Annotated in this window: 28 protein-coding genes and 1 riboswitch; of the genes, 20 read left to right on the top strand and 8 right to left on the bottom strand. The window is 41.3% G+C overall.

The genetic code is table 11. The annotated features are described in order from the left end of the window. Positions 1-12 precede the first annotated feature (12 nt). Positions 13-1,383, top strand: coding sequence for an o-succinylbenzoate--CoA ligase (gene menE / locus RZ44_RS05640; protein WP_035809388.1), 1,371 nt, complete (start codon positions 13-15; stop codon positions 1,381-1,383). A 28-nt stretch (positions 1,384-1,411) separates the two neighbouring features. Here the strand turns inward: menE and yidD are convergent, their stop codons facing one another. Then, positions 1,412-1,651 carry a membrane protein insertion efficiency factor YidD gene (yidD, locus tag RZ44_RS05635; protein ID WP_035809386.1) on the bottom strand — a complete coding sequence of 80 codons (240 nt, stop codon included), beginning with the start codon at positions 1,649-1,651 and terminating at the stop codon, positions 1,412-1,414. 75 nt (positions 1,652-1,726) lie between these two features. On the opposite strand from yidD, the gene ytkD reads away from it, so the two are divergent. Beyond that, positions 1,727-2,185, top strand: a complete 459-nt coding sequence (gene ytkD, locus RZ44_RS05630) for an RNA deprotection pyrophosphohydrolase (RefSeq protein WP_035809384.1) — start codon at positions 1,727-1,729, stop codon at positions 2,183-2,185. Between the two features lie 123 nt (positions 2,186-2,308). Here the strand turns inward: ytkD and pckA are convergent, their stop codons facing one another. Continuing rightward, positions 2,309-3,883, bottom strand: coding sequence for a phosphoenolpyruvate carboxykinase (ATP) (gene pckA / locus RZ44_RS05625; protein WP_035809382.1), 1,575 nt, complete (start codon positions 3,881-3,883; stop codon positions 2,309-2,311). 342 nt (positions 3,884-4,225) lie between these two features. After that, positions 4,226-4,329: riboswitch (SAM riboswitch) on the top strand. 99 nt (positions 4,330-4,428) lie between these two features. Between pckA and metK the strand changes: the two genes are divergently transcribed. The 3 genes from metK (at position 4,429) to RZ44_RS05610 (ending at position 8,002) form a co-directional block, all read left to right on the top strand. Further along, a complete protein-coding gene (gene metK / locus RZ44_RS05620; protein ID WP_035809379.1) occupies positions 4,429-5,613 on the top strand; it encodes a methionine adenosyltransferase in 1,185 nt (394 codons plus the stop codon). Positions 5,614-5,642: 29 nt separating this feature from the next. Further along, entirely contained in the window at positions 5,643-6,551 is a 909-nt protein-coding gene (locus RZ44_RS05615) for a nuclease-related domain-containing protein (RefSeq protein WP_035809378.1), read from the top strand. A gap of 71 nt (positions 6,552-6,622) precedes the next feature. Continuing rightward, entirely contained in the window at positions 6,623-8,002 is a 1,380-nt protein-coding gene (locus RZ44_RS05610) for an NAD-dependent succinate-semialdehyde dehydrogenase (protein WP_035809377.1), read from the top strand. A 50-nt stretch (positions 8,003-8,052) separates the two neighbouring features. Here the strand turns inward: RZ44_RS05610 and RZ44_RS05605 are convergent, their stop codons facing one another. Further along, on the bottom strand, positions 8,053-8,268 hold the full coding sequence (locus RZ44_RS05605) for a hypothetical protein (protein WP_035809376.1): 216 nt from the start codon (positions 8,266-8,268) through the stop codon (positions 8,053-8,055). A gap of 146 nt (positions 8,269-8,414) precedes the next feature. Here RZ44_RS05605 and RZ44_RS05600 point away from each other — a divergent pair, with 146 nt between their 5' ends. The 7 genes from RZ44_RS05600 (at position 8,415) to RZ44_RS05570 (ending at position 15,554) form a co-directional block, all read left to right on the top strand. Continuing rightward, on the top strand, positions 8,415-9,263 hold the full coding sequence (locus tag RZ44_RS05600; RefSeq protein ID WP_035809374.1) for a patatin-like phospholipase family protein: 849 nt from the start codon (positions 8,415-8,417) through the stop codon (positions 9,261-9,263). Between the two features lie 136 nt (positions 9,264-9,399). Continuing rightward, complete coding sequence (locus tag RZ44_RS05595; protein ID WP_052109033.1) at positions 9,400-10,110, top strand: threonine/serine exporter family protein; 711 nt, start codon at positions 9,400-9,402, stop codon at positions 10,108-10,110. 12 nt (positions 10,111-10,122) lie between these two features. Further along, positions 10,123-10,578 carry a threonine/serine exporter family protein gene (locus RZ44_RS05590; RefSeq protein ID WP_035809372.1) on the top strand — a complete coding sequence of 152 codons (456 nt, stop codon included), beginning with the start codon at positions 10,123-10,125 and terminating at the stop codon, positions 10,576-10,578. Positions 10,579-10,593: 15 nt separating this feature from the next. Then, positions 10,594-11,169: a GNAT family N-acetyltransferase gene (locus RZ44_RS05585; protein ID WP_035809371.1), complete on the top strand. Its 576-nt coding sequence runs from the start codon at positions 10,594-10,596 to the stop codon at positions 11,167-11,169. Positions 11,170-11,233: 64 nt separating this feature from the next. After that, complete coding sequence (locus RZ44_RS05580; RefSeq protein ID WP_035809369.1) at positions 11,234-11,911, top strand: GOLPH3/VPS74 family protein; 678 nt, start codon at positions 11,234-11,236, stop codon at positions 11,909-11,911. Between the two features lie 164 nt (positions 11,912-12,075). Beyond that, a complete protein-coding gene (locus tag RZ44_RS05575) occupies positions 12,076-13,908 on the top strand; it encodes a purple acid phosphatase family protein (RefSeq protein WP_035809367.1) in 1,833 nt (610 codons plus the stop codon). Between the two features lie 119 nt (positions 13,909-14,027). Continuing rightward, positions 14,028-15,554 (top strand): Na+/H+ antiporter NhaC family protein, encoded by a 1,527-nt coding sequence (locus RZ44_RS05570; protein WP_035809365.1) that lies wholly within the window; start codon positions 14,028-14,030, stop codon positions 15,552-15,554. An 81-nt stretch (positions 15,555-15,635) separates the two neighbouring features. Here the strand turns inward: RZ44_RS05570 and RZ44_RS05565 are convergent, their stop codons facing one another. After that, positions 15,636-16,550 (bottom strand): aminoglycoside phosphotransferase family protein, encoded by a 915-nt coding sequence (locus tag RZ44_RS05565; protein WP_171816114.1) that lies wholly within the window; start codon positions 16,548-16,550, stop codon positions 15,636-15,638. Then, positions 16,543-17,067 carry an isochorismatase family protein gene (locus RZ44_RS05560; protein ID WP_035809362.1) on the bottom strand — a complete coding sequence of 175 codons (525 nt, stop codon included), beginning with the start codon at positions 17,065-17,067 and terminating at the stop codon, positions 16,543-16,545. The genes RZ44_RS05565 and RZ44_RS05560 overlap by 8 nt, the downstream gene beginning before the upstream one ends. Positions 17,068-17,155: 88 nt before the next feature. Between RZ44_RS05560 and RZ44_RS05555 the strand changes: the two genes are divergently transcribed. From RZ44_RS05555 to RZ44_RS05520, 8 genes are all read left to right on the top strand, one after another. After that, the gene (locus tag RZ44_RS05555) at positions 17,156-17,893 is read left to right on the top strand and encodes a DUF429 domain-containing protein (RefSeq protein WP_035809360.1); all 738 of its coding nucleotides are present in this window, start codon (positions 17,156-17,158) and stop codon (positions 17,891-17,893) included. A 63-nt stretch (positions 17,894-17,956) separates the two neighbouring features. Next, entirely contained in the window at positions 17,957-18,871 is a 915-nt protein-coding gene (locus tag RZ44_RS05550; protein WP_052108832.1) for an SIR2 family NAD-dependent protein deacylase, read from the top strand. Positions 18,872-18,874: 3 nt separating this feature from the next. Further along, positions 18,875-19,900: a lipoate--protein ligase gene (locus tag RZ44_RS05545; protein ID WP_035809359.1), complete on the top strand. Its 1,026-nt coding sequence runs from the start codon at positions 18,875-18,877 to the stop codon at positions 19,898-19,900. A 62-nt stretch (positions 19,901-19,962) separates the two neighbouring features. Next, positions 19,963-21,204 (top strand): M20 family metallo-hydrolase, encoded by a 1,242-nt coding sequence (locus tag RZ44_RS05540; RefSeq protein WP_035809356.1) that lies wholly within the window; start codon positions 19,963-19,965, stop codon positions 21,202-21,204. A gap of 24 nt (positions 21,205-21,228) precedes the next feature. Beyond that, positions 21,229-21,594, top strand: coding sequence for a PH domain-containing protein (locus tag RZ44_RS05535; protein WP_035809354.1), 366 nt, complete (start codon positions 21,229-21,231; stop codon positions 21,592-21,594). A 58-nt stretch (positions 21,595-21,652) separates the two neighbouring features. Next, complete coding sequence (locus tag RZ44_RS05530; RefSeq protein WP_407927284.1) at positions 21,653-21,889, top strand: single-stranded DNA-binding protein; 237 nt, start codon at positions 21,653-21,655, stop codon at positions 21,887-21,889. 94 nt (positions 21,890-21,983) lie between these two features. Further along, positions 21,984-22,604, top strand: coding sequence for an LbetaH domain-containing protein (locus RZ44_RS05525; protein ID WP_035809352.1), 621 nt, complete (start codon positions 21,984-21,986; stop codon positions 22,602-22,604). Between the two features lie 266 nt (positions 22,605-22,870). Continuing rightward, a complete protein-coding gene (locus RZ44_RS05520) occupies positions 22,871-24,466 on the top strand; it encodes a solute:sodium symporter family transporter (RefSeq protein ID WP_035809349.1) in 1,596 nt (531 codons plus the stop codon). A 46-nt stretch (positions 24,467-24,512) separates the two neighbouring features. Here RZ44_RS05520 and RZ44_RS05515 read toward each other — a convergent pair whose 3' ends face one another. From RZ44_RS05515 to RZ44_RS05505, 3 genes are read right to left on the bottom strand one after another with little or no spacing between them, the layout of a single operon-like run. Then, on the bottom strand, positions 24,513-24,875 hold the full coding sequence (locus RZ44_RS05515) for a fluoride efflux transporter FluC (RefSeq protein ID WP_035809346.1): 363 nt from the start codon (positions 24,873-24,875) through the stop codon (positions 24,513-24,515). Then, positions 24,868-25,233, bottom strand: coding sequence for a fluoride efflux transporter FluC (locus RZ44_RS05510; protein WP_035809344.1), 366 nt, complete (start codon positions 25,231-25,233; stop codon positions 24,868-24,870). The genes RZ44_RS05515 and RZ44_RS05510 overlap by 8 nt, the downstream gene beginning before the upstream one ends. 18 nt (positions 25,234-25,251) lie before the next feature. Continuing rightward, positions 25,252-26,238, bottom strand: coding sequence for a proline dehydrogenase family protein (locus RZ44_RS05505; RefSeq protein ID WP_035809343.1), 987 nt, complete (start codon positions 26,236-26,238; stop codon positions 25,252-25,254). Positions 26,239-26,327: the final 89 nt, after the last annotated feature.

Genomic DNA, 26,327 nt, shown 5'->3' with positions numbered 1-26,327 from the left:
GAGGTGAAGCGAATGTCTTACAAATGGCTTGAAACAGCAAGTTTCACTTATCCTGATAACATTGCTGTGAAGTATAATAATGAATCTCTGACGTATCAGATGCTTTACATGCATGCCCATTCACTCGGCACGCATTTGCAGGCGCTTAAATTAAAACGTGTCGGCCTGTATATCGACAACTCGATGGAATCGGTAAAACTGATCCACGGACTGATGATGCTGGGTGTGGAAATGGTTATGCTGAACACGCGTTTAACACCTGCTGAACTTGAGAGTCAGCTGGATGATGTGTCAGTATCGACGGTGATTGCGACACGACCGGTGGAAATCCCGGGTGTTGACGTGATTCAGTACGATGATTTATTTGAGCTTGAGACACAGACTTTTATCGTCAATCAGCCGCAGCCGGATGATATTTTATCGATTATGTTTACGTCCGGAACGACGGGGCGGGCAAAAGCCGTGCCTCAGACATATAAAAATCACTTTGCATCACATCACAACTGCCAAAAACATTTTGAGTACGACAGTGAGAGCACATGGCTGATGGTCAATCCGATTTTCCATATTTCCGGATTGTCGATATTGTTCAGAGCAGTCATCACTGGCTGTACACTGATAGTTGAAAATAAGTTCGACGAGAAACGTGTATGGGAAATACTGGACAGGGACAAAGTCAGTCACACGAGCATGGTCCCGGTAATGCTGAACCGTTTAATGAAAACAGCAGGCAGTCATCATCTGAAAGGGCTGCTGCTTGGCGGGGCGAGCACGACGCCGTCACTGTTAAAAAAAGCAATGGACAAAAATCTGCCGGTGTATAATTCATTCGGCATGACAGAAACGTGTTCACAGATCGTCCAGATTTCATATAAAGACGAGAAAATACTGACAGGTGCTGTCGGTAACGTAAACGGATATGACATTAAAATAGACGAAAGTTCGGATGAACTGCTGATCAGAGGCGACAGCGTGGTCAGTGATTATTTAAATGCCGATTTAAAACTTGAAGACGGATACTTTAATACCGGAGACGTTGCAGCTGTAGATGAAGACGGATATTTGTATATTTTAGACAGAAGGACAGATTTGATAATCAGCGGCGGTGAAAATATTTATCCGAAAGAGATTGAAGATGCGGTATATTCGCTGTGCGGAGTGGAGCGCTGCGTGGTAATTAAAAAAGACGATGATGAGTGGGGCAGTGTGCCGGTACTGCTGCTTGAAGAAGCAGTGGATGAGGCATTGCTGTTAAATCATTTGAGTGAAAAGCTGGCGAAATATAAACTGCCGAAAGAAATTCACTATGTCGATAAAATTATTATGACATCGACCGGGAAAATATCACGCAGCCGGAACAGAAAAATGTTTCTCGACCGCTAAATACAGGTATGGACAACTAAAGATATCATCAGCGGTGTTTCATTTGTTTCTTTTTGTTTACAGGAACCGGGTCAAAGCCGCCTTCGTGGAAGGGATGGCATTTTGAAATACGTTTTGCGGCCATAAAAGTGCCTTTGGCCGCCCCGTGTTCGGCAAGCGCTTCAAGCGCGTAATTGGAACATGTTGGGTAGAAACGGCATGTTGGCGGTGACATTGGCGAAATATATTTCTGATAGAAATGAACGGAGCCGATCAATATTTTTTTCATTGCAGCATCACCTTTTAAAATTTAATACAACTATTGTAAGCTGATATCCGAATGAGTGCAACCGGGAGGATTACTATGAAAACATTTACTGATTTTGAAGGCAGACGTGTCACATTGGAAAACAGTTACGTTGAGAATACGAAACATGTTCTGATTATACCTAAATTTAACGGGCAGTTTTTACTGACAAAACATAAAGAACGGGGTGTGGAATTTCCAGGAGGCAAAGTAGATGAGGGAGAATCACTTGTCGAAGGAGCACAACGGGAATTGTATGAAGAAACCGGCGGACTCGTCGGCAACCTGCATTTCGTCGGTACATATACCGTTCACGATGATGAAGAAACATTCAGTAAAGCAGCATTCTGCTGTAACATTGAAAGACTGGATGAGCTGAAGCACTATTACGAAACACATGGTCCGATGCTTGTCGATGATATAGATGACATTGCAGATGACGATAAGAGTCTGCTGCTGAAAGATGATTGTATTGTATATTTATATAATGAAGTAAGAGAGAATGGCTGTCAGTAGGTGGGAACTCCCCGGAACATACTTAATGTTCCGGGGAGTTGTATTTGTATTGATATCGTCACAACAAATCAAAAAGGTACCCCGGGATATTTAATATCCCGGGGTACCTTTTTACAGTTATTATTAGAATCCGCCTTTTTCAGCAATCTCCGCTGATTCCGGTCCAAATTTCTTGAAGTTTTCGATGAACTTATCTTTAAGTCCCTGTGCTTTTTCGTTATAAGCATCAGTTGATTCCCAAGTGTTAATCGGTGCAAGGATTTCTGAAGGAACGCCTGTTACCGATGTAGGGATTGACAGACCAAACATTTCATCCTTAACGAATTCACCTAATTCAAGGTCTCCGCTGATTGCACGACGTACCATTGAGCGTGTGTGTGCAAGGTTCATACGTTTACCAACACCGTATTCTCCGCCTGTCCATCCTGTATTTACAAGATAAACGTTAACGTCGTGCTTGTCGATTAAGTCACCAAGCATGTTAGCGTACACTGTAGCGTGTAACGGTAAGAATGGTGAACCGAAGCAAGTTGAGAATACAGGCTGTGGTGTAGTAACACCGCGCTCAGTTCCTGCAAGTTTCGAAGTGAAACCGCTCAGGAAATGATACATTGCCTGGTCTTTTGATAATTTAGCGATTGGAGGTAATACTCCAAATGCGTCTGCTGTTAGGAAGACGATTGTCTTCGGATGTCCTGCTACTGAAGGAATACGTGCGTTGTCGATGTGATCGAGCGGGTATGCAGCACGTGTGTTTTCAGTCAATGAACCATCGTCGTAGTCTGGATTTCCTTCTTCGTCGATAACAACGTTCTCAAGTACTGCACCGAACTTAATCGCTTCAAAGATTTCAGGTTCTTTTTCTTTTGATAAATTAATTGTCTTAGCGTAGCAGCCGCCTTCGATGTTGAATACACCGTCGTCGTTCCATCCGTGCTCATCGTCACCGATAAGATCGCGTTCAGGGTCTGCAGATAATGTCGTTTTACCAGTTCCTGATAAGCCGAAGAATAATGCAACGTCTTTGTTTTCACCGACGTTCGCACTGCAGTGCATGCTCATAACGCCCTGTTCAGGAAGCAGGTAGTTCATAATAGAGAAGATTGATTTCTTCATTTCTCCGCCGTACTCAGTACCGCCGATAAGGATGATTTTCTTTTCTAATGAAACGAGTACAAATACCTCTGAACCTGTACCGTCTACTTCAGGATCAGCTTTAAATGTAGGCGCTGATACGATTGTAAATTCAGGATCGATTCCTGCAGCTTCTTCTTTAGTTTCAGGACGGATGAACATTGTTTTTGCGAACATGTTGTGCCAGCTGAACTCATTGACAACCTGCAGCTGAAGCTGTGTATGCGGGTCTGCGCCTGCATAGCCGTTAAAGACAAATAATTCCTCTTTGTCATTTAAATATGTAGTAACTTTCTCAAATAAGTTATCGAAGATTTCCTGTGAAATAGGCTGGTTGACTTCGCCCCAGTCAATCTTGCTGTCGGATACGCTGTCTTTTACAATGAAACGGTCTTTCGGGCTGCGTCCGGTGTACTCGCCTGTCTGTGCGCGAAGTGCTCCTGTATTTGTAAGTACGGCCTCACCGCGACGGATTGATGCTTCCACCAGTTCTGCATTTGATAACTGTTTCTGTGTAGAAGGTTTGTTAACAAGACCTTCGATTAAACTCTTATGATTAACCATGATTCGCCTCCAAGATATTTGTCATTAACGAACTATTTAGAAATTAGTATAACACATTAGTTTTTAGGTTTACACAGATAAAGGGACAACATTCACACATTTTGCTTTAATTTTTGCAAATTATTAACATAAGATATGTTTATGGTGATTTATAATTATGGTAAGAATATATTTATTTTATGTGGTACTAAATGCCGTTATTTAATACAAAATATTACGCAGTTTAGACGAATTAAACTCTATATATTGTAGAAATTATCTCCATCTGTTCCAAACCGCAGCACAAACTCCCGGTTAATCTTGATTTGAATTTCACAATAATGTAAGATGTATATAAGTTATCTCTTATCAAGAGGTGGTGGAGGGATCCAAACCCTGTGAAGCCAGAGCAACCTCCTTTTCAAGAAAGGTGCTAAAGAATGCAGAGTAATTCTGACCGATAAGAGAAAAGGGCGAGCCTTTTTCTCTGTTTAATATGGAGAAAAAGGTTTTATTTTTTGCTTTTGAGAGATGGCTAAATGAGCTGTAAAAGGAGATTTTTATAAATGTCAGAACGTAAATTATTTACATCGGAGTCAGTCACAGAGGGACACCCGGATAAAATTGCAGACCAGATTTCGGATGCAATTCTCGATGCAATACTTGAAGGTGACCCGTACGCGCGTGTTGCCTGCGAAACTGTAGTAAACACAGGCCTTGCGATGATCGTCGGGGAAATCAGCACGGAGACTTACGTGGATATTCCGAAAACTGTCAGAGAAACAGTTAAGGAAATCGGCTATGTCGATGCGAAGTACGGTTACGATTTTAAAACAATGTCAGTATTAACAGGTATCGATGAGCAGTCGGAAGACATCGCTGTCGGTGTAAACAATGCATTTGAAACACGCGAATCACAAGGTGTCTCTACAGGTGCAGGTGACCAGGGCTTAATGTTCGGTTATGCAACAAACGAGACGAAGGAATTCATGCCGCTGCCGATTTCACTGGCACACAAAATCTCACGCCGCCTGACAGAAGTGCGAAAAGACAATACAATTTCATATCTGCGCCCGGACGGTAAATCACAGGTGACTGTTGAATACGGAGAAGACGGCAAACCGAAGAGAGTCGACACAATCGTTATCTCTACACAGCACCACGAAAACATTCCGGCAACACAAATTTATGATGATCTTCTGAAATACGTAGTACAGGAAGTTGTTCCTGCCGAACTGCTTGATGAAGAAACTAAATACTTCATCAATCCTACCGGCCGTTTCGTTATCGGCGGACCGCAGGGTGATGCGGGGCTTACGGGCCGTAAAATCATCGTTGATACGTACGGCGGATATGCCCGTCACGGCGGCGGTGCATTCAGCGGGAAGGACCCGACTAAAGTTGACCGTTCTGCAGCATACGCAGCACGCTACATTGCAAAAAACATCGTAGCGAGCGGTATCGCAGAAAAATGTGAAATTCAGCTGGCGTACGCAATCGGCGTATCACAGCCTGTATCTATCGCCGTTGATACTTTTGAAACAGGGAAATATGACGAAGCAAAAATTACAGAAGTCATCAGAGAACTGTTTAATTTATCACCAGATGGTATTATAGATATGCTAAACTTAAGAAGACCAATTTATAAACAGACTGCAAGTTATGGACATTTTGGTCGCACGGACATCGACCTGCCATGGGAAAGACTGGACAAAGTCGATGCACTGAAAGATCTTCTTAGAAATAGCTAATTCATGCAGTTGCGAAAGAGAGGAATAAAATGAATACTGATATTTTTACAGATCCGATATTTATCGCGGTCGCAGCAGTACTTCTTATCATTGTAATCTGGTTTTTAGTGTATTACTTTAAACACCGCAATGAAGTGAAGACTGTAGAACAAACATATTCGAAAGAAAAAGAGTCACTCGTTGAAAAATACGAGAGTGAACAAGAAGAAGAGCGTTTAGAGCACAAGAAAGAAATGTCTACTTTAAACGAAAAGTATCATAACGATACGACGCTTCTCGATAACAAACTTTCGAGCCTGCATCAGTTTACTGTAGATAAAGGCGAGTATTTGACTGACCTTTCTTTAATTCAGTTAAAAGACAAACTTGTTAAAGATGAAAAAATCCGTGAGACGGATATGATTATTCTGTCGAACATTTATTTACCATCAAGAAACTACACAAACACTCGTAAAATTGATCACCTTGTATTAACACGTACAGGTATTTACATGATTGATTCGAAATACTGGAGCGGTCATATTTTACACGGGATTAATGAAAACCAGTTTGAGTCGGTACCTTACGTAGAATCATTCTTCGATTTACTGGAGCTCGACAAACAGAAAGAACAGACATTAATCTTTGAAAAAGCAGATTCTGAAAATGTTTCGGTTAACCATTACAATGGTATTATCGACGAAACGAAAGTGACTGCTGAAAAACTTAAAAACAAATTTAAATTACAATACGACATCGTACCGATTATTTACTTTAATCCGAAAGACAACGGCAACTATTCAATTACCAACTATTCGGAAGATCCTTCGATCAGAGTGTTAGTCGGTCAGGAAGACCTGGAAGCATTCTTCCTGAAATATGTATTCCACGGCAGATTCCAGTACACGGTAAAAGACCTGGATGAAATTGCGAATGCATTAATCGATCAGAGCCTGTAATTTTGTAAATTGATATTAATCGTCCTATAATTATTTATAGGACGATTTTTTATATTTTGGAGGGGAATGGAATGTCAGAAGAAATTATCGTAATGAACCCGGCGACTCAGGAAGAAGCGGGACGTGTTAAGAAAGACAGCAAAGAAACTATTGAAGATAAAATTAATACCGCACACGAAAAATTTCAGAGCTTTAGAAAAATGAATGCACAGGACCGTTCAGATTTACTTTTCAAATGGGCAGAAAAAATCGAAGAGAATAAACAGGAAATCGCAGAACTTGTAACACTTGAAGGCGGCAAGCCGCTGGCTGAAGCAATGGGTGAAGTCGATTACGCCAACAGCTATATTAAATATTATGCAGAAGAAGCGAAACGTATATACGGACGCACTGTACCGGCGAATAATGATGAGACGAGAGTTGTTGTAACCAGACACCCGATTGGTGTTGTTGCGGCGATTACACCGTGGAATTTCCCGGTTGCCATGATGGCGCGTAAAGCAGCACCGGCTGTGGCAGCAGGGAACACATTTATCGTTAAACCGGCAAGTGCGACGCCGATGTCAGCGGCGAAGTTTATCGATTTGGCAGTGGAAGCAGGATTCGATGAAGGAATCATTCAGTACGTCAATGCATCGGGCCGTGAAGCCGGCGAAGTGTTTACACAGTCCGATAAAATTATGAAGCTGACATTTACCGGTTCAACGGAAGTCGGCAAGCAGCTGATGAGCGATGCAACGGTAACAGTTAAAAATGTCACGATGGAACTTGGCGGGCACGCACCGTTAATTGTTCACAGTGATGCGGATATCGATAAAGCTGTTGAAGGTGCGCTTGCATCGAAATTCAGAAACTCAGGACAGACATGTGTATGTGCGAACAGATTTTACGTGCATGAAGATGTGCTGGATGAGTTTACAGAGAAATTTACGGCTGAAGTTAAAAAGCTTAAAGTCGGCAACGGTATGGATGACGGTGTGAAAATCGGTCCGTTAATTGATGAAGATGGTTATGATAAAGTAATGAAACACATTGAAGATGCTGTTGAAAAAGGCGGTAAAATTACAACAGGTGGTGAAGGCGACAAATCAGACGGCTACTTTGTGGAACCGACGGTGATTACCGGCGTGACAGACGATATGATCTGTATGAGCGAAGAAACATTCGGTCCTCTTGCGCCGATTCAGAGCTATTCGAATCTCGATGAAGCAATTAAGAAAGCAAACGGTACAGAATACGGGCTTGCAGCTTATTACTTCACTGAAAGCTACAAGACAGGTATCAGATTAACAGAAGAACTGGACTTTGGAGTACTCGGCTGGAACAACGGTGCACCAAGTGCAGCAAATATTCCGTTCGGCGGCATGAAAGAAAGCGGCATCGGCCGCGAAGGTGCGCCGGAAGGACTGGAGCCGTATACTGAAACGAAAGTAACATCGATAAAAATATAAAGTGAAATCTAAAGGAGCGTAGCCGATTTGGCTACGCTCCTTTTCAATACCTATTTCTTTTTGCCCATAAACTCGTTTCTGCGTACTTCTTCCTCTTCTTTTTTAACATTGGATCTGACAGCCAGTGACAGAAAGGCAACAACTGCAGGCATAAACAGCGAGTTCAGAATGCTGACTTCATCAAGAAATGCATACTGCACACCGATTAGAATGGCGAACACAATTATGTACATATATATAAAGCGCATAATTTTCTCTTTTTTCATGAATGCTCCTTTGAAAGCGTATTCTTATATATCATTTTCTCAATAAAATGGAATAATATCAATCGGTAAATTATACAACGGCCTGAAATCTGTGATACTTTATATAATACAAACATTTTTACAAAGAGATACAAGGAGAAGATGAAATGAATGACACAGGACTTGTTCTCGAGGGCGGAGGCATGCGCGGTCTGTATACTGCGGGCGTTCTTGAGTATTTTGCACAACACGATATACATTTCCCTTATATTATCGGCGTATCTGCGGGTGCCTGTATGGCGGCATCCTACCTTTCGGAGCAGCAGGGAAGGAACCGTACGGTCAGTATTGATTTCGTGAATGATAAAAGATATTTATCATTCAGCAACTTTATACGAAAAGGAGAATTATTCGGCATGGATTTCATTTTTGATGAGATTCCAAATAATATAGTTCCGCTCGATGTTAAAAAGATTATTAACGGGCCGGATGAGTTCGTTGTCGTAACTACGAATTGCGAGACGGGTGAGCCGATGTATTTTTATAAAGAAGATTACGATGAAAAAACGCTCGGCAAATTGCTGCGTGCCTCAAGCTCAATTCCATTTTTTGCAGATGCTGTGGAACATGAAGGTCGCTATATGCTGGACGGCGGCATTGTGGATCCGCTGCCGATTATTAAAGCTGAAAGTGACGGCTATGCGAAAAATGTCGTCGTGCTGACGAAACCGAAAGGTTATTATAAAAAACAGAGCAGAATGTCGACAATGATTAACTATAAAAAGTATCCGAAAGTCGATGAACGCATGAAAGTAAGATATAAACATTATAACGAAAGACTGGATTATATTTTCGAGCAGGAGAAAACAGGCAATATTATTGTGATTGCGCCAAGTGAGGATTCAGGTGTCGGAAGAACGACGCGCAACAAGGAAAAGCTCGAAAATTTATATGAATTGGGCTACAAAGATGCAGCAGAAAAATTCGAAGCAGTAAAATCGTTAATGAATGTATAATCGTGGTAAGCTTTAGCAGGTGCTGAAGCTTATTTTTTATATTATTATAGAGATATGAATATCATTGGAGGTGTTGTGAGTGAAAGTTGAAAAACTTCATATCAACGATCATGAGGAACAGGTTAAAGATGTTGTCATGCTCGCAGCACGCATACTGCTTGAAGCGGGTGCTGAAGGAACGCGTACTGAAGACACGATGAATTACATAGCTTCACATTACGGTTTCATTCAAAATAACAGTTTTGTCACAAACACTGTGATTAACTTTATACTGCATGACCAGTCATATCCGAGAATATACCGGATTAAAGAAAGAAACACCAACTTAATCAAAATTTCCAAAGTGAACAGTGTGTCACGAAAACTGGTGCGGGATGAACTGACGCTGGAAGAAGCGTTTGGTCTGCTTGAAAAAATATATATCACCACAAAAGACCATCCGGTCTGGTTTAAAACGATAGCGGGTGCACTGATTGCGCTCAGCTTCCTGTATTTACAGGACGGTCTTCCGATAGATATTTTCACGACACTTGCCGGCGGGGCGCTTGGTATTTGTATCACGGAAATTATTAAAAGACGGACGCCAACCCAGTTTATACCGGAATTTTTCGGCGGACTTACCATCGCATTAACAGTCGTCACCGGACATTATTATATTCCCGGCGGGGATTTATCGACGATGCTGATTTCGTCGGTTATGCCGATTGTTCCTGGTGTGCTGATTACTAACGCAATTCAGGATTTATTTGGCGGACATATGATGATGTTTACAACTAAGTCATCGGAAGCACTGGTCACGTCATTTGCGATAGGTGCAGGCGTATCTTCCGTTCTAATATTCGTTTAAGGAGGAATAATGATGGATTGGATATTCAATTTACTGTTTAGTTTTACTGCGTCTTACTTTTTTGCGGTTGTATTCGATGCTCCGAAAAAATTATTTCTCCCTGCGGGTATTGTCGGAGCCGCCGGCTGGATGATGGGGCAGACGTTTGGAATTGTTTTTGATCTGCCGCTCGTTATGGTGAATTTCATCGGTGCATTTACACTCGGGATAATGAGTCATATAATGGCAAGGGTGTATAAAGAGCCGTCGACAATCTTTTTAACGCCGGGTATCATTCCGTTTGTCCCGGGAGGCATGGCATATGATGCAACAAGCAGCATTATTTTATCGGATTACTTTGGTGCGGTAAATATAATTATGGAAGTCATTATCAGTGCAGGTTCGATAGCAGTGGGAATACTGTTTGCCGAACAGTTTGCATCGCTGTTTATAGGAAAGAGAAGACTGTTATTCAATAAAAACAGATAACTGAAGGAGCTTATTATGGAAATTAGAAAGTATGAATCAACTGATGAAAAAGGATGGGTCAGATGCCGCGTATTATCCTTCCTGGATACTGCGTATTATGACGATGTTCACAGAGAGAAAGAAAGATTCGAGAATCCGAGTATTGAACTCGTTGCGATAGAAGAAGACCAGGTTGTCGGTCTGATCGATATCGAATACGATACAGAAGACGATAAAGTATGTTCCGAAGAAGGTGCGGGCGGGATGATATGGCATTTAGCGGTACATCCTGACTTTCAGGGACAGGGTATCGGTAAAGCATTGATGGAAAATGCTGTTGAAGAAGCAATTAAGCTGGACCTTGAGTTCCTCGAAGCATGGACACGTGACGCGGGCAATTCAGCTGAATGGTTTGAAAAGAATGCATACAGAAAAGTTGATGAATATTATCATCTTTACTTATCTGATGAAGATATGGCGCACAATGTGGAACCGGACGACAAAGCACTTCACCCGCTGTATATGTTCGCAGAGTATACAGGCAGTGACATCGAGCAGTTCGATGCGATTGAAAGAAAGTACAAGTGCATGTGCTACATTAGAAATCTGTAATTAAATGGGTTGTTTAACTTCCGGATATTGATGGTATTAATATATAGATTCTGGAGGTGTTCGAATGTTTACAATAGCAGAAGCACTTATATTACTCGGTACGGATGACGACAAAGGCACGGCAGTCTCCTCGGCATCATCATCGCTGAATTACGGGCTGGTCGGTTCGATATTATCCGAGCTCACAATGATGGGGCGCATCGAATTAAAAGAAGGCAAAGTTGTCATTGCCGATGATACATTAACCGAAGTTTCATACTTCAATACTGTAATTGATGAAATTAAAGAAGATCATAAAGAACGGACAGTCGAGCATTGGATTAATCACTTTGCAGGCAAGACGAAAGCGATTAATGATCCGGTGTATTTATCACTCGTGGATAAAGGGATTTTAAAAGAAGAAGATAAGACATACTTTTTCTTTTTCAATACGAATGTCTATCCGACAGTTGATGAACGTCCGGAACAGGAAATCCGCAAACACGTTAATGATGTGGTATTTAATAACGCTGAACCGGATCCTGAGATTGCGATGCTGCTCAGCTTAATAAAAACGTGTGATTTAACAGCCGAAGTATTCGGCAAAGAACGGAAAAAAGCAGCTGAGAAAAAACTGATTGAACTGATTGAGAACAATGAATACGGCAAAGCTGTCAGTAAAACTGTGGAAGACATGGAAGCGGCCATCCTGATGGCAACGACAACAGTAATTACAACGACAGTCATCATGAATAATAATTAAATTACAGTAAACCGGAGTATAATGCTCCGGTTTATTTTTATGTAAATTACCCGAGTTAAAATATTAATCAACCTTTACAATATATTAAACAAATATAAATATTCGTTCTGTAAGATTTGAAAGGCAGCAGCAAAGAGAGACAAAATTACAGGAGGTTTTTATTTATGAAAGACGAATTACAAAGCAGCAGGCCGCTGTTTACAAAACTGTCAGTTGGTTTAATGGCAGCAGCACTTGGAGTATCAGCAGTATTCAGCCCGGTTGCCGAAGGTGCAGGCGGGGGCAGTCCAAATGGAACGGAATCAAGTGCACCTGTGGAACAGACAGCGGAACAGGAAGAATTTTCTCCGGTACTTTCAGATGAGAAACCTGCTGTGGCGGCAGTGTCTGTAAACAACATGCCAAACCGTATTATCACGACAATAAACGGTAATACTCAAACGGAAATGGCTTTTAACTGGTATACAACTGATTTATTTGAAGATGCTAAAGTATGGGTTTCTAAATCAGGGAACTTCGATGATACTTTAGAATTTAAAGCGGAAGCGACAAAAGTCACTTCAAGTTACGGTGAACGTGACAAAACCGGAAATTACATATTTGCTGAAGTTAAAGAAAACTCGGAAGGGGAGCCGGTTGAAGACGAAAATGGTGAACCTGTACTCAATGGATACTATACTGACCGGCAGGCACACGGTGACGACTGGATGTCCGGAGATTACGGACATATCGAACTTACTGATGTAACGGAGTATTCATATAAAGCAAAAGCGACAGACCTTGAGCAGAATACGGATTATTATTACCAGGTCGGCAGTGAATCAGGTAAAGTCAGCGAAACAGGAACATTCAAAACATCAGGGAAAGCGGGAGATCCATTTAAATTCGTTCACTACACAGATACACAGAATGCTTTCTGGAACGAAAACGTACGGAATGAAGCAGCATTCGGTGCGAACACGTTAATGAATGCACTCGAAACTGCAGGCGATGCAGATTTCGTTTTGCACACAGGTGACGTAGTTGAAACAGCTGAAGTGGAAGATGAGTGGGTGGACTTATTCGGCCAGTCACAACCATACTTCATGCAGACGGCAATGGCAGTCGCATCAGGTAACCACGATGAATATGCTCTTGAATACGGCGACGACCCGCTGACAGAGAAATTCAACGAACACGTGAACGTACCGGCAGCAAACAATAAAATCGACGGCGGTTCTTACTACTCATTCGATTATAATGGCGTGCACTTTGTTACATTAAACACGAATGATAACAAAAAATCCGAAGATAATCCCGAAGGAAAAGCAATCGGTGAAGAGCAGATGGAGTGGATTCGTGAAGACGTTGAACAGGCACGTGCGAACGGTGCAGAGTGGATTGTTTTAAACTACCACAAACCATTGTATTCTAAATCGTATCACTCACTGCAGGATGAAGATGTCCAGAAAGTAAGAGAGGAACTGACTGCATTAATCGATGAACTGGATATCGACCTGGCACTGCAGGGGCATGACCATGTTATATCAAGAACACACTCATTAACGCATGTACCGACAGAAGAGAACTTCTCAAACGCTGAAGTTGAAGATGTTGAAACATTCGTCGGAGACAACGGAGTTGAGTATATGGAGGACCCGGACGGTACAGTTTATGTACTGCCGAACACAGGCGGTACTAAAGAGTATGACGATGTATACTCTAAAGGACTTGACCACCTTCACGAAGTGAGACCTGATCTTAACTGGATGACGCAGGAAAACATGGATCACTACAGCAGCTTATTCGGTTTTGGCGGCCAGCCGCAGGACACAGATGCATTTGATGATTCACACTCGAACAACCGTGATTCATCTACACAGAACTTCGCAATTTACGAAGTGGAAGACGATGAAATGATCGTCAGCATGTATCAGTTAAGCGGTGACTTTATGCTGGGTGAAGAAAGAACTGTAGAACTCGTAGACCAGTTCGGAATTCAAAACGGTGAAGATTAAAATTTAAATTAATATAAAAGGGTAGGACATGAGTCTTACCCTTTTGCTGTTTTCAACAGTCCTCTACTGTTGTATTATTAATAAGTTGTTAATAATACAAATACGGAAGGTGCGTTCATATGGAGTACGGTTTTTTATCGCTTTTACCACCGCTACTCGCAATTATTATTGCCATTCTGACCAAACAGACCGTCGCCGCACTATTTTTAGGTGTCTGGTTTGGTGCTACGGTAATGAACGGATGGAACCCTGCCTCAGGTTTTACATATACAGTTAATGAGATAATGGTTCCGTCGATTGCAGATCCGTGGAATGCATCATTAATACTGCTCGTTGTCTTTACGGGCGGATTCATTAACGTGCTCAGAACGACAGGAGCAGGCAGGGCATTCGGAGAATTTGCGACGCGTAAAGTCAATACACGCCAGAAAGGACAGAATTTTGTCTGGGGCAGTGCATTCTTATTCTCCTACACAGAGCCGGTGTTGATTTTAGGTACTGTAACGCGGCCGATTACGGATAAATTAAAAATTTCGCGTGTTAAACTTGCGTACATTGTCGATTCGATGGGCAGTCCTGTTGCCTCGATGTCGCCGATCAGTGTGTATGCACCGTTTATTACGGGACTCATTGCAACACAACTTGCTGCGCTGAGCCTGTCGGAAAACCCGTGGTCATTATTCATTCAGATGATTCCGTTCCACTTATACGGTATATTTGCGATTCTCGGTGTGCTGCTTGTCGTGAATATGAAAATCGATATCGGACCGATGTATAAAGCAGAGCAGCGTGCGATTAAAACCGGTAAACTATACGGTGAGCACGATAAACTGATGATTAACGAAAACGGTGAAGAAACTAATGTGGATGCGGATATTTTCAGCTTCCTGATTCCTCTCGGACTGCTGTTTACAGGAATATTCGGAGTGATATTCTGGACCGGTGATATTGCGTCAAACGGACTGGCAGGCGCATTTTTAAATGCCGATATCATCTTTGCGATTACGACGGGATTCTTCCTAGGTTCACTCGGTGGAATGCTGTATGCGAAACTGCGCTACAACCAGCCGCTCATAGATCTGTTAAACGGTTATGTAGACGGGATTATGCAGGTGATGATAGTACCGGTTATTTTAGTAATGGCATGGTCGATCGGAACTGTCGCTACCGAAATGGGACTTGGTGAAGTAATCGCTCACTATGCGGGTAGTTACCTGCCGGCATTTTTAGTACCGGTAATCATTTTCTTATTAGGCGGTTTAATTGCCTTTGCGTCGGGAAGTTCATGGGGCGTGTTCTCGATTATGATTCCAATCGCAATTCCGATGGGTGCTGCACTTGATCTGGAGCTTGCACTGGTTATCGGTGCAGCAATCAGCGGCGGTGTGTTTGGAGACCACTGTTCACCGATATCCGATACGAGTATTATGTCATCTACAGGATCTGCAGCAGACCATATGGAACATATTCGTACGCAGCTGCCGTATGCAATTATGATTGCACTGGCAGCGAGCACAGGATTCCTGATGACGGGGGTGACACAGAACTCAATCCTCGGAATTGTGACGACAGCAGTTGTACTGGTTGCAATTCTTCAGTTTGTTAAAAAACGAATGCAAAAGAAACATGCCGCTTTTGACGGATAAAGTAAAAGCACTGAATTCCTGTATCAGGATTCAGTGCTTTTTTGTGTTTTTCTAGTAGTAGGAGGTGAAGAATTCTCATTCTTAATGATTCTCATATTTCCTGTACCATTTTGGAACAGTCAGTTCAAAGTCGTCGTACCAATTTAGAAGTTCAGCATAAGAGCGTCTCATTGTCCGGATTTCTTTTTCACCGAAAGGAATTGCCCACGGCAGTGATGAGAGCATGTTCGTTGCAATATACAGCTGCAGCATCTCCCAGAATTCTTCAGGAACGTCATTGTTAAAGTAACCGTCAATTCTGCCGCTGGCAAACTCCGGACTGACTGAAGCACACCATGTAATCCGGTTAAATTCTTCGTAAGCTTCACCGGTATCGTGCCGGTCAAAGTCAATAATATGCAGCTTATGATTTGAATCAATCAGCATATTACCGATATGGAAATCACCGTGGTGCTGTACGTCGGTTTTATTTTTAATAAGCTGTCTGTATTTCGTAATTACGTCAAAAAGCAGTTCACCGTTTTGATATTTCAATTCACAGTTGTTGTACATTTCAATCTTACGGTCGATTTTACGATTATACCTTTTACTCCACGATTCCGGATTCTCAAATACCGGTGTGAAACTGTGAATATTTGACAGGATTTTCCCGGCAGTGACTCCGAAATCATACTGTTCTGATGAAGTGAAACCGGTCAGTACATCACCGGCATTATTACCTTCAATCCAGTTCAGGAGAATGTAGTAATGAGTCGCTGACAAACATTCTCCGTGGGCAGCCGGGTTGTGAGTCGGAATATTCATTTCCGCAGACTGCTGTAACAGAAGAACATGCTGCAGAAATCTGTCTTTGTTTTTAATGTTGCCGACTCTAAGCAGAAATTTACTGTTTTCGGCTGTAACGATAAATTTCCGGTCATCGGACCATCCCCGGTTAAACGGTGTAATAGATTGAATATCGTTAAGCGGCAGCTCGGACATTAATTCTTCAATCATCTTTAAACTCTGTTTCATCCAGACGTTTATTCTGAACAACATCAGACCGGTCGAGTACAGTGCCGACGAATTTCTCGATCTCGAGATCATTCATTCCATAAGTGCTTCCATTATTTTCCGTACCGCATAAGTCTTCAATTACTGTAACATCATAGCCTCTGTCGAAAGCAGCAACAGCAGTAAACAGTATGCAGAATTCCATATTAAATCCGACGATAAACAGCTCTTTAATTTTATGTTTCTTTAAATACCCGTCGAGCTCTGTATCTTTAAAAGCAACCGGTGTTTTTTTCTGAATAAAAATATCAGCAGTATCTGTTAAAATATCCGGAATGTTTGCGCCGTCGGTACCGAATTCAATCGGGCTGCCTTCATTCTCATCAATATGCTGAACCGCAACAACCTTATCATGATTTCTTAAGAAATGACGGGCAACGCCGGCAATGCGCTCCGGCAGTTCTTCATGGCCTTTTAGAAACCCTTTCTGCACATCGATAATAAGCAGTGCTTTTGTCATTAAAACCATCCCCTGAGTTAATAAGTTACTTTAAGTATAATATACTTGGAACAGTATCAATAATGATATACAGAATTGAGTGATATAAATGAAGTTTATCGGCATAGATCTTGCATGGACATATAAAAATGAAAGCGGTATTTGTGTTATAGACGAGAGTGGGGAAGTGCTGATGCTGGAGTCGGCAGTTTTCAGTGATGACGAGCTCGTCAATATTATTAAAAATTACAGCGGCGAAACGCTGCACATTGCTATTGACGCGCCGCTCGTTGTGAATAATGAGACAGGCTCACGCCAGGCGGAACGGGATCTGCAGCGGAGCAGAATTAACGGGCACCGTCTGTTTGCATTTCACTCGAACAGAACGTTTATGGTGAAAACGTATAAAGGCATCAGAGGTGAAATGCTGAGCAGCTTAATAATCAGGAACATTCCGGATATCAGCATCGGTATGCATGAACAGGGCTCAACAATCATCGAAACATTCCCGACAGGTATCGTGAGCGGTCTGTTTCCGGATATATTTCCGGTTAAATATAAACGTAAAAAAGGCATGACGTTCGAAGAAACAGTAGGTCAGATGAAACTGATGACCGAACGGATAGGGCTCTTTGAACAGCAGAATCTGATTTCAAAATTCAGTGAAAAACTGATTGTGGATCAAGAGACGATTACCCGCAAACATCATAAACATCTGGAAGACAAACTGGATGCAGTGCTGTGTGCGCTGGGATTATATTTAATACACAAAGATATTGCTGCATCGAGAAAATTCGGAACGGACGAAGATGGATTCATCCTGATACCGGAAGTTGTAAAATATTAATTTTTTTATTTGTTATAGTATTAGATAAGAATATTTTTAACTATTCATAAAGGACTGAAAGCTATGAACGAAATATCGTGGAACGTCTTAAACAATAATAATTTAACTGCTGCCGGCAGACTGTCGATGGCGCTGGATGAAGCGGATGCGGTATTAATCGGTGTCGGTGCAGGGATGGCAGCCGCTGATGGTTTTACATATGCAGGACCGAGGTTCACGGAGAGCTTTCCTGATTTTATAGAGAAATACTGCTGGCTTGATATGTTTCAGGCCAGTGTGTTTGATTTTGAAACTTTAAATGAAGAGTGGGCATTTTTCAGCCGATTTGTAGATTTAAATTATATGAGTCAGCCGCTTGGTGAATCCTATGTCCGGCTGAATGAATTGCTGGAAGGTAAAAATTATCACATTATTACTTCCAATGCGGATAATGCTTTTGAAATTGCAGGTTTTAATCCTGACAGAGTATTTGACGTGCAGGGGAAGTATAATCTGCTGCAGTGTTCACAAGGCTGTACTCAGAAAAGATATAATAATGAAGCGTTAATGAAAAAGATGATTGAACAGCAGAACAGTATGAGAGTTCCGGATGACTTGATACCATACTGTGGAGAATGCGGGGCGCCGATGGAGCTGAACAGGAGGAATCATACTGACTGGATGGTTGAAGATGAAAAGTTCTGTCTGGACCAAAAACTGTTTAATAATTTTCTTGATGAAAATATAAATAAGAAGATATTACTTCTGGAGCTCGGCTGCGGTTATATGGCACCGCAGGTTATTAAACATCCATTCCAAAAAATGACCGAAAATCGCAGTAATGCTTTATATATGACGGTGAACTTAAAAGATTACAGTATGCCGCATGAGATTAGAGACAGATTGGTATGGCTGCAAGAAGATATTAAAAAACTGTTGTCAGATGTCGAAAAAGAACAGCAGTTTACTAAAATGAAAACTTACGAAACGGAGCATTAGTTAATGTATCTTATAGAAGTTAAGCGCAATGGAAAATATATATATGACGGGGCACTTGCACTGGCGGTACAGGTTTACGCCCAGCAGAATTTGTTTCTCGGAGAAGACATGGTTTTTCCGTATATAACAGAACCGCTTGTTCAGGTGGGCCGTTATCAGAACGCACGTGAAGAAGCCAATCTTGAATATATGAAGGAGAATGGTATTAATCTCGTCAGAAGGGATACGGGCGGCGGAACGATTTATCTCGATATGGGCGGGGTAAATTTCTGTTTTGTCAGTGACAATACCGATTTAAGTGCCGATATAAACTTTGATCAGATGTATGAACCGGCTATTCAAATATTAAAAGAACTCGGCTTAAAAAATATTGAAAAAAGCGGGCGGAATGATCTGCATATCGACGGCAGAAAAGTTTCCGGGGGAGCGATGAGTGTAGTGAACGGCCGGACGTACAGCGGATATTCACTGCTCCTTGATATCGATGAAGAGAAGATGGAGAAATCGTTAAGGCCGAACAAAAAGAAAATGGAATCCAAAGGCATCAAGTCGGTCAGGAGCAGAGTGGTCTCTTTAAGAGATTATTTACCGGATGAGTACAGGCATCTGTCGAGCATTGAATTTTGTGAACTCATGATTTTAAAAATATTCAACGCTAGAGACAGAAGTGAAGTAAAAACTTATGAACTGACTGATGAAGACTGGAGAGCCATTGATAAGATGATGGAAGAGAAGTACAGAAACTGGGAATGGACATTCGGAAAATCACCAAGGTTTAAATATTCGAGAGACGGCAGATTTTCTATCGGAACACTTGATATTACTCTCGATGTAGATTCCGGTATTATACAGCACGCTAAAATTTACGGGGATTTTTTCGGCAGCCGTGAAATCAATGATGTTGAAAAAGTACTTACAGGAATAAAATTAAAAGAAGAAGATCTGACTGCAGCACTTGGTTCGATAGATTTACAAAAATATCTGGGCAGTATTACAAAAGAAGAAGTCGTACAGTTAATATTGGAGTAAATTCAACGGCTCAGGGTAAATATCAGTAAATGCATTTTTTTAAAAAAAGGGGCGCATCTAAAGTGGAACAATTAAAAATTAATGAAGACAGATTACTGAACAGAATTAATGAACTGGGAGAAGTCGGAAGAAACGACAAAGGTCAGCTGATCAGACTGGCACTTTCTGACGAAGATAAGCTTGGCAGAGATCTGCTGATCAGCTGGTTTGATGAACTGGGTTTAAAAGTTGAAGTCGACCGTTTTGGAAATGTTTTTGCGACATGGGAAGAAGAGCATAACAAAGGCCGGAAGCCGTTAATGCTCGGCTCGCATATTGACTCTGTAATCGATGCAGGGAAATATGACGGCAGTTACGGTGTACTGTCGGGCTTGGAAACTGTCCAGACGCTGAAAGAGAACAATGTTAAAACGAACAGACCGGTGACAATCGCAGCATTTACAAATGAAGAAGGCGTACGATTCCCGCCAAGTATGCTCGGTTCTCTTGTGTATTCCGGAGATCTGGATATAGACAAGGCACTCGATACTGTCGGTATCGACGGACTGCGTCTCGGGGATGAACTGGAACGTATCGGCTATGCCGGTCAAAATGAACCCGGGTTTATAGAGCCGGAAGCTTACATTGAACTTCATATCGAACAGGGACCGGTACTCGATACAGAAGAACTTGAAATTGGTGCAGTGCATAATCTGCAGGGGAACTCGAGACGTGAAATCATTTTTACCGGTGAAGCGAACCATGCAGGCTCAACGCCAAACTACTTACGTAAAGACCCGATGCAGGCAGTGACTTACTTTATGTCGACGCTGTATAACTATATAAATAAAAACGGACTGGATACTGTAGCGACACTCGGTTCCATTCAGCTGGAGCCGAATGCAGCGACGATTATTCCTTCAAAAGCCACATTTACGCTGGATATGAGAAGCCCGACAGAGAAAGGGTTCCATGAAGCACAGGAATTAGTCAGAAATACACTTAAGGAAATAGAAGAGGAAGGTAAAATCGGCGTGCAGGCAACAGAGTTTGCAATTTTTGAACCTGTCACTTTTGATAAGACAATCGTTGAAAATATCGTCGCAGCAGCAGGGGATTTAAAGTTAAGTTCCAAGCTTATGACGTCGGGGGCAGGGCATGATGCACAGATGATTAATAGAATTGCACCTTCGGCAATGATCTTCGTCCCGAGTAAAGACGGAGTCAGCCATAATCCGCTGGAATATACGTCGCCGGAGCAATTAGTTAATGGTGCGAACGTACTGTTACTAACATCAATGAGATTACTGAATACAAATAAATAAAACTGAAAGGCAGTGAGTAGATTTATGGAAGTTGGAAACATTCTGGAAGTTACATTGTTCGCTGAAATTCCAGTACCGGAAGATATAAAAGAAATGCTTGTAAATGGAGAAGAAGCGGTTGAATCGTATAAAACATTCCGCGACAGTGTTACATTTACGACTAAACGTATCATTGTGCGCGATTCACAGGGGATGACAGGAAAGAAAGTTGAAATATACTCCATACCATATAAAATCATTGATATATGGTCATCGGAAAATGCTAAGGGCATGTTTGATTTTAATTCTGAAATTGAGTTGTGGACAAGGACAGGTAATTTTAAAATCAAACTTGATAAAAAAATAGATATCCGTGAAATAGATATGCTGATTGCAAATGCAGTGCTGTAGTTGTTAGAACCTCTCTAAAGTGGGTATTAATAATTTAAGAGAAACCGAGGTGATAATGATGGCAAAGAGTGAGAAAAAGCTGATTAAAAAAGCATGGCAGGAAACGAAGAACTTAAAAGAAGGCGAAGTGTTTCTGCTGAAGGATCTTTTTAAAGGCTATAAGTGGAACCGTATTGAAACGGAAACGCGAAGCAGTTTAGGCCGTCTGTTTTTAGACAAAGTGGAGAAGAAAAAATCAGTCGAAGTGATTGAGAAAACATCCTCCAATCAGCAACAGTACAGAAAGCTGGGCTAAATTTACTTGTTCTCTACAAAGTTAATACTTACTTTACTTCGTCAGAGATGGCGCCAAGGTAAGATTGTAAGTATTAATGAGCTGGAGGATAAAGATGAATATTCTAAATAAGCAGTTAGGTAAAGATGTATTAATTCATGATAATACGAATGTTAAAAACTGTGAGTTCGGTGCTTATACTGAAGTGGGTATGTTTAACTTTTTAGAGAACAGTACGTTAGGAGATTATTCCTATACCGGGCAGTTCTGTTTTGTGCAGAACACTGTTATAGGTAAATTTTCAAATATCGCTGCAACGGTAAGAATTGGTCCGACGGACCATCCCTATGATAGACCGTCACTGCATCATTTCACGTACAGACAGAAAATGTACGGCTTCAGTGATTTTGATGACAGTGAATTTTTCAATCATAGACAAGGTCGTGTAACATCGATTGGTCATGACACATGGATTGGACACGGCGCGATTATCTCGCCAGAAGTTACAGTAGGGCATGGTGCAGTGATTGGTGCAGGTGCTGTAGTGACTAAAGATGTTGCGCCGTATGCAATTGTTGTGGGAGTTCCGGCAAAAGAAATTAAAAGAAGATTTAACGATGATGTGATAAGTGCACTGCTTGAAATAAAGTGGTGGGATTGGTCTCACGATAAAATCAAAGACCACATCCAGGATTTTCATTTGCCGATAGAAGAATTTGTGAATTTACATCATTAAAACTAGAGGAAACTCTGGTTTTTTTGTTATAAAATTATATGATGAATAAATTGAATATTTAAAATTAGCGTTTTAAATAATACTGTACTACACTTATAGTTATTCTATTTGAAATTGTATTACACATAAAGAGGTGGAAATTTTAGATATGGACCCCATGATATTAACGGAGTTTGATATCATCGCTAAATTTACTTTTTCTTTATTTAAAAAAGCTGAATGAACTGCTTATTGATTAACACCATTAAATGAGGAGAGATTTAGCTTTGAGTGTTTTGTCTATTATTATATTTTTAACAGTAATTATCGGCGTGGCACTATATGCATATTTCAGATCAAGAAGCGTAAATAAAAAGAGCGCATCCGGATATTTTATGGGCGGACACAGCCTGACCGGATTTGCGGTCGCATCAACTATAATTATGACCAACTTATCAACCGAACAGCTCGTCGGGCAGAACGGCCAGAGTTTTGTTGCAGGTATGGAAGTTATGGCATGGGAAGTCACAGCGGCAGTCGCAGTTGTACTGCTGTGCTGGGTATTCCTTCCTAAATATTTAAAATACGGAATCAGCACGATATCCGAGTTTATCGAAATGCGTTATGACGTATTTACGAAGAGACTGGTATCAATGCTATTTATTTTCACTTATGTAGTATCGTTTCTGCCTGTTGTTTTATATTCTGGTTCTCTCGTATTTAACCAGCTGTTTAATGTCAGCGGATTTCTGAATATCAGTGACGGTACAGCGGTGATTATTATCGCGGTGGTCATCGGAGCGGCGGGAATAATGTATTTATTTATCGGTGGTCTGTCGTTAAGTGCGTACAGTGATACATTGTACGGAATCGGTTTAATAGTCGGCGGACTGGCAGTAACAATAGTTGCGCTCAGATTTCTTGGGGACGGGAATTATCTTCAGGGCTTTGACCGGATTGTCAAAGATACTCCGGAAAAATTAAACGCGTGGGGTGCAGTAGACTCAGCTATTGTTCCGTGGCCGACACTGTTTTTCGGTATGCTGTTTAACAATCTGTTTTTCTGGTGTACGAATCAGATGATTGTACAGAAAGCACTGGCAGCAAAAAGCTTGAAAGAAGCACAGAAAGGTGCAATTTATTTAAGTATATTTAAAATATTCGGTGCATTGTTCTTAGTACTGCCTGGTATTATTGCATACAATATTTTTAACGGAAATATCGAGGGTACAGCAGATAACGCGTATCCGATGCTGATCAGCACGATATTGCCGGAATGGGCATACGGGCTGTTCGGTGCTATTATATTTGGTGCAATTATGAGCTCATTTGTAGGAGCACTGAACAGTACGGTGACATTATTCTCGCTGGACTTCTATAAATCATTTATTAACAAAAATGCATCGGATAGAAAGGTATCATATGTAGGAAGAATCACAACGATTGTAGCCGGGGTGATTGTAGTCATACTTGCACCGTTAATCGCACTGTTCCCGTCAGGATTGTATGCAGTCGTGCAGCAGTTTAACGGAATATACAGTCTGCCCGTATTAATACTAGTAATGGTAGGATTCTTTGCGAAAAAGACATCGAAGCTCGGTGCGAAAATTACATTTATAACTCATATAATTCTGTACACATCAGCAAGCCTGTTTTTATCGGATGTGCATTACTTATATATACTGAGCGTACTGTTCTTTATCGATCTGGCAGTGCTGCTTGTATTTAATAAGCTGTATCCATCGAATGAATTCGACCTGCAGTCAGACTTCTCAAAAGTGGACATGACACCGTGGAAATACAGATATGTCGCAGGCATTGCGGTACTGGCAATTGTTGTCGGCAGTTATATAATCTTTTCACCGCTTGGAGTTGCGGCGTAAATAAAAAAGTTACCATCTGTTTTTAACAGATGGTAACTTTTTGTTTTCACACAAACATACTCCCGGCAATTAAGCCGAATGCAACAGCAACCAGGGTAAAGAAAATGGTGCTTAGCGAGTATTTAAAAAATAATTTAGTTTTTTTCTCACGGAGCAGGTTAAACTGATCTAATGCAAATTGTGAATACGTCGTAAACCCGCCTGAAAATCCGGTAATGATAATTAGATAATACTGTGTGTTTGCCGTGACCAGCATAACGACGAATCCCATCAGGAATGCGCCCAGTATATTAACCGTCATCGTATTGTAAGGCATGTCTTTATCTTTAAAAACGGGCAGCTCGTTAATATACGCTCTCAGACAAGCACCGAGTGCGGCTGCAACCATCATCGTCAGTATATTAAGCATTTAATTTTTTACCTCCGAGCGTAAATCCAAGGAAGACAGCGATGATACCTGCGAACAGGTTGAGTCCGAGATAGATTATAAACATTACATAGTCTCCATATGACAGAAGCAGATAATGTTCATAGCTCAGCATCGAAAATGTCGTGAAACTCCCAAGGAATCCCGTTATTAAAAAACCGGAGTTTTTCGGTTTTAATTCTTTCGCGATACAAAAACCGATTAACAGTGCGCCGGCGATATTCACTAATAAAGTGCTGCTGTAAAACGGCAGCTGCAGCGTCAGTGCACCTATGGACAGTAAAAAGCGCAAGAGTGCACCGAGAGCTGCACCTGCGCCTATACTTAAATATTTATTCATATAAATTCCAATCTAAACTTAATTTTTAAACGCTTTACGTACAAGTGCAAGACCTGCGACTGCAGCAGCTATTGCCGCACCGGCTTTTACTTTTTTGCTCGAAGTCAGTGACTTCACAACAAGGTTAAGGTTTTGAGGTCTTTCCGCAAGTCGTCTCATGAAGTAAGCGTACCAGTCAGTACCATAAGGTACATACACACACATATTATAGCCGCGTGCGACTAAATCCTGCTGATAGTCTTTACGGAAACCGTACAGCATCTGGAATTCAAATTTGTCTTTTGAAATTTTTTGCGTTTCAATAAAACGGATTGTTTTCTCGATAATGTTGTGGTCATGTGTTGCGATGGATGTAAATCCGTCACCTTCAACTAAATGTGTTTTAATAATTTCGAAGTAGGACTGATCGATATCCTCCTTCGACTGGTATGCAATCGTATCCGGCTCTTTGTACGCACCTTTTACTAAACGTGTACGTATATTCTTGTACTTTCTGACTTCTTTTTTCGCATCGTAGAAATATGCCTGAATTACAGTGCCCACGTTGTCATATTCTTCAAGGAGCTTATCAAGAATTGTCAGTGACTGTTCTTTTGATAAGTAGTTCTCCATATCAAGGTTGACGAACATATTTGCCTCTTTGGCAGCTTCCATAATTTCTTTAATGTTGTTGTAGCAAAACGTTTCATCTATTCCTAATCCAATTTGTGAAAGCTTAACCGATGCATGCGCATCAAGTCCGGCTTTATGACTTTCCCGGATCATTTTAATAATGTTGTTTTTTTCTTTTTCAGCTTCGCTGCGGTCGGAAACGAATTCCCCGAGGTTATCAAACGTAACGCTCATTCCCTGATTATTAATGTCGGCAAGACGCTTGAGAGTGTCATTTACACCCGTTCCTCCGACAACTTTCTGTGCACCAAAACGAAGCCCTATTTGCTTTGATGCGTCATTCAAAATCTTGTTTTCTGATAAACCGATGAAAATATCCCTAACTACTCCCATTGCTAATCCTCCTGTAAATAAAGCGTTTTCTTTTTGTGCTCAATTTATTATATCGCCTTTTTATAGAAAAAGGGTGTAAAACTTTTTAT

This window comes from Jeotgalicoccus saudimassiliensis, assembly GCF_000756715.1.
In the GTDB taxonomy this organism is placed as follows: domain Bacteria; phylum Bacillota; class Bacilli; order Staphylococcales; family Salinicoccaceae; genus Jeotgalicoccus; species Jeotgalicoccus saudimassiliensis.
The sequence above is the reverse complement of the archived record's forward strand: the minus strand, read 5'-3'. Positions and strand labels throughout refer to the sequence as shown.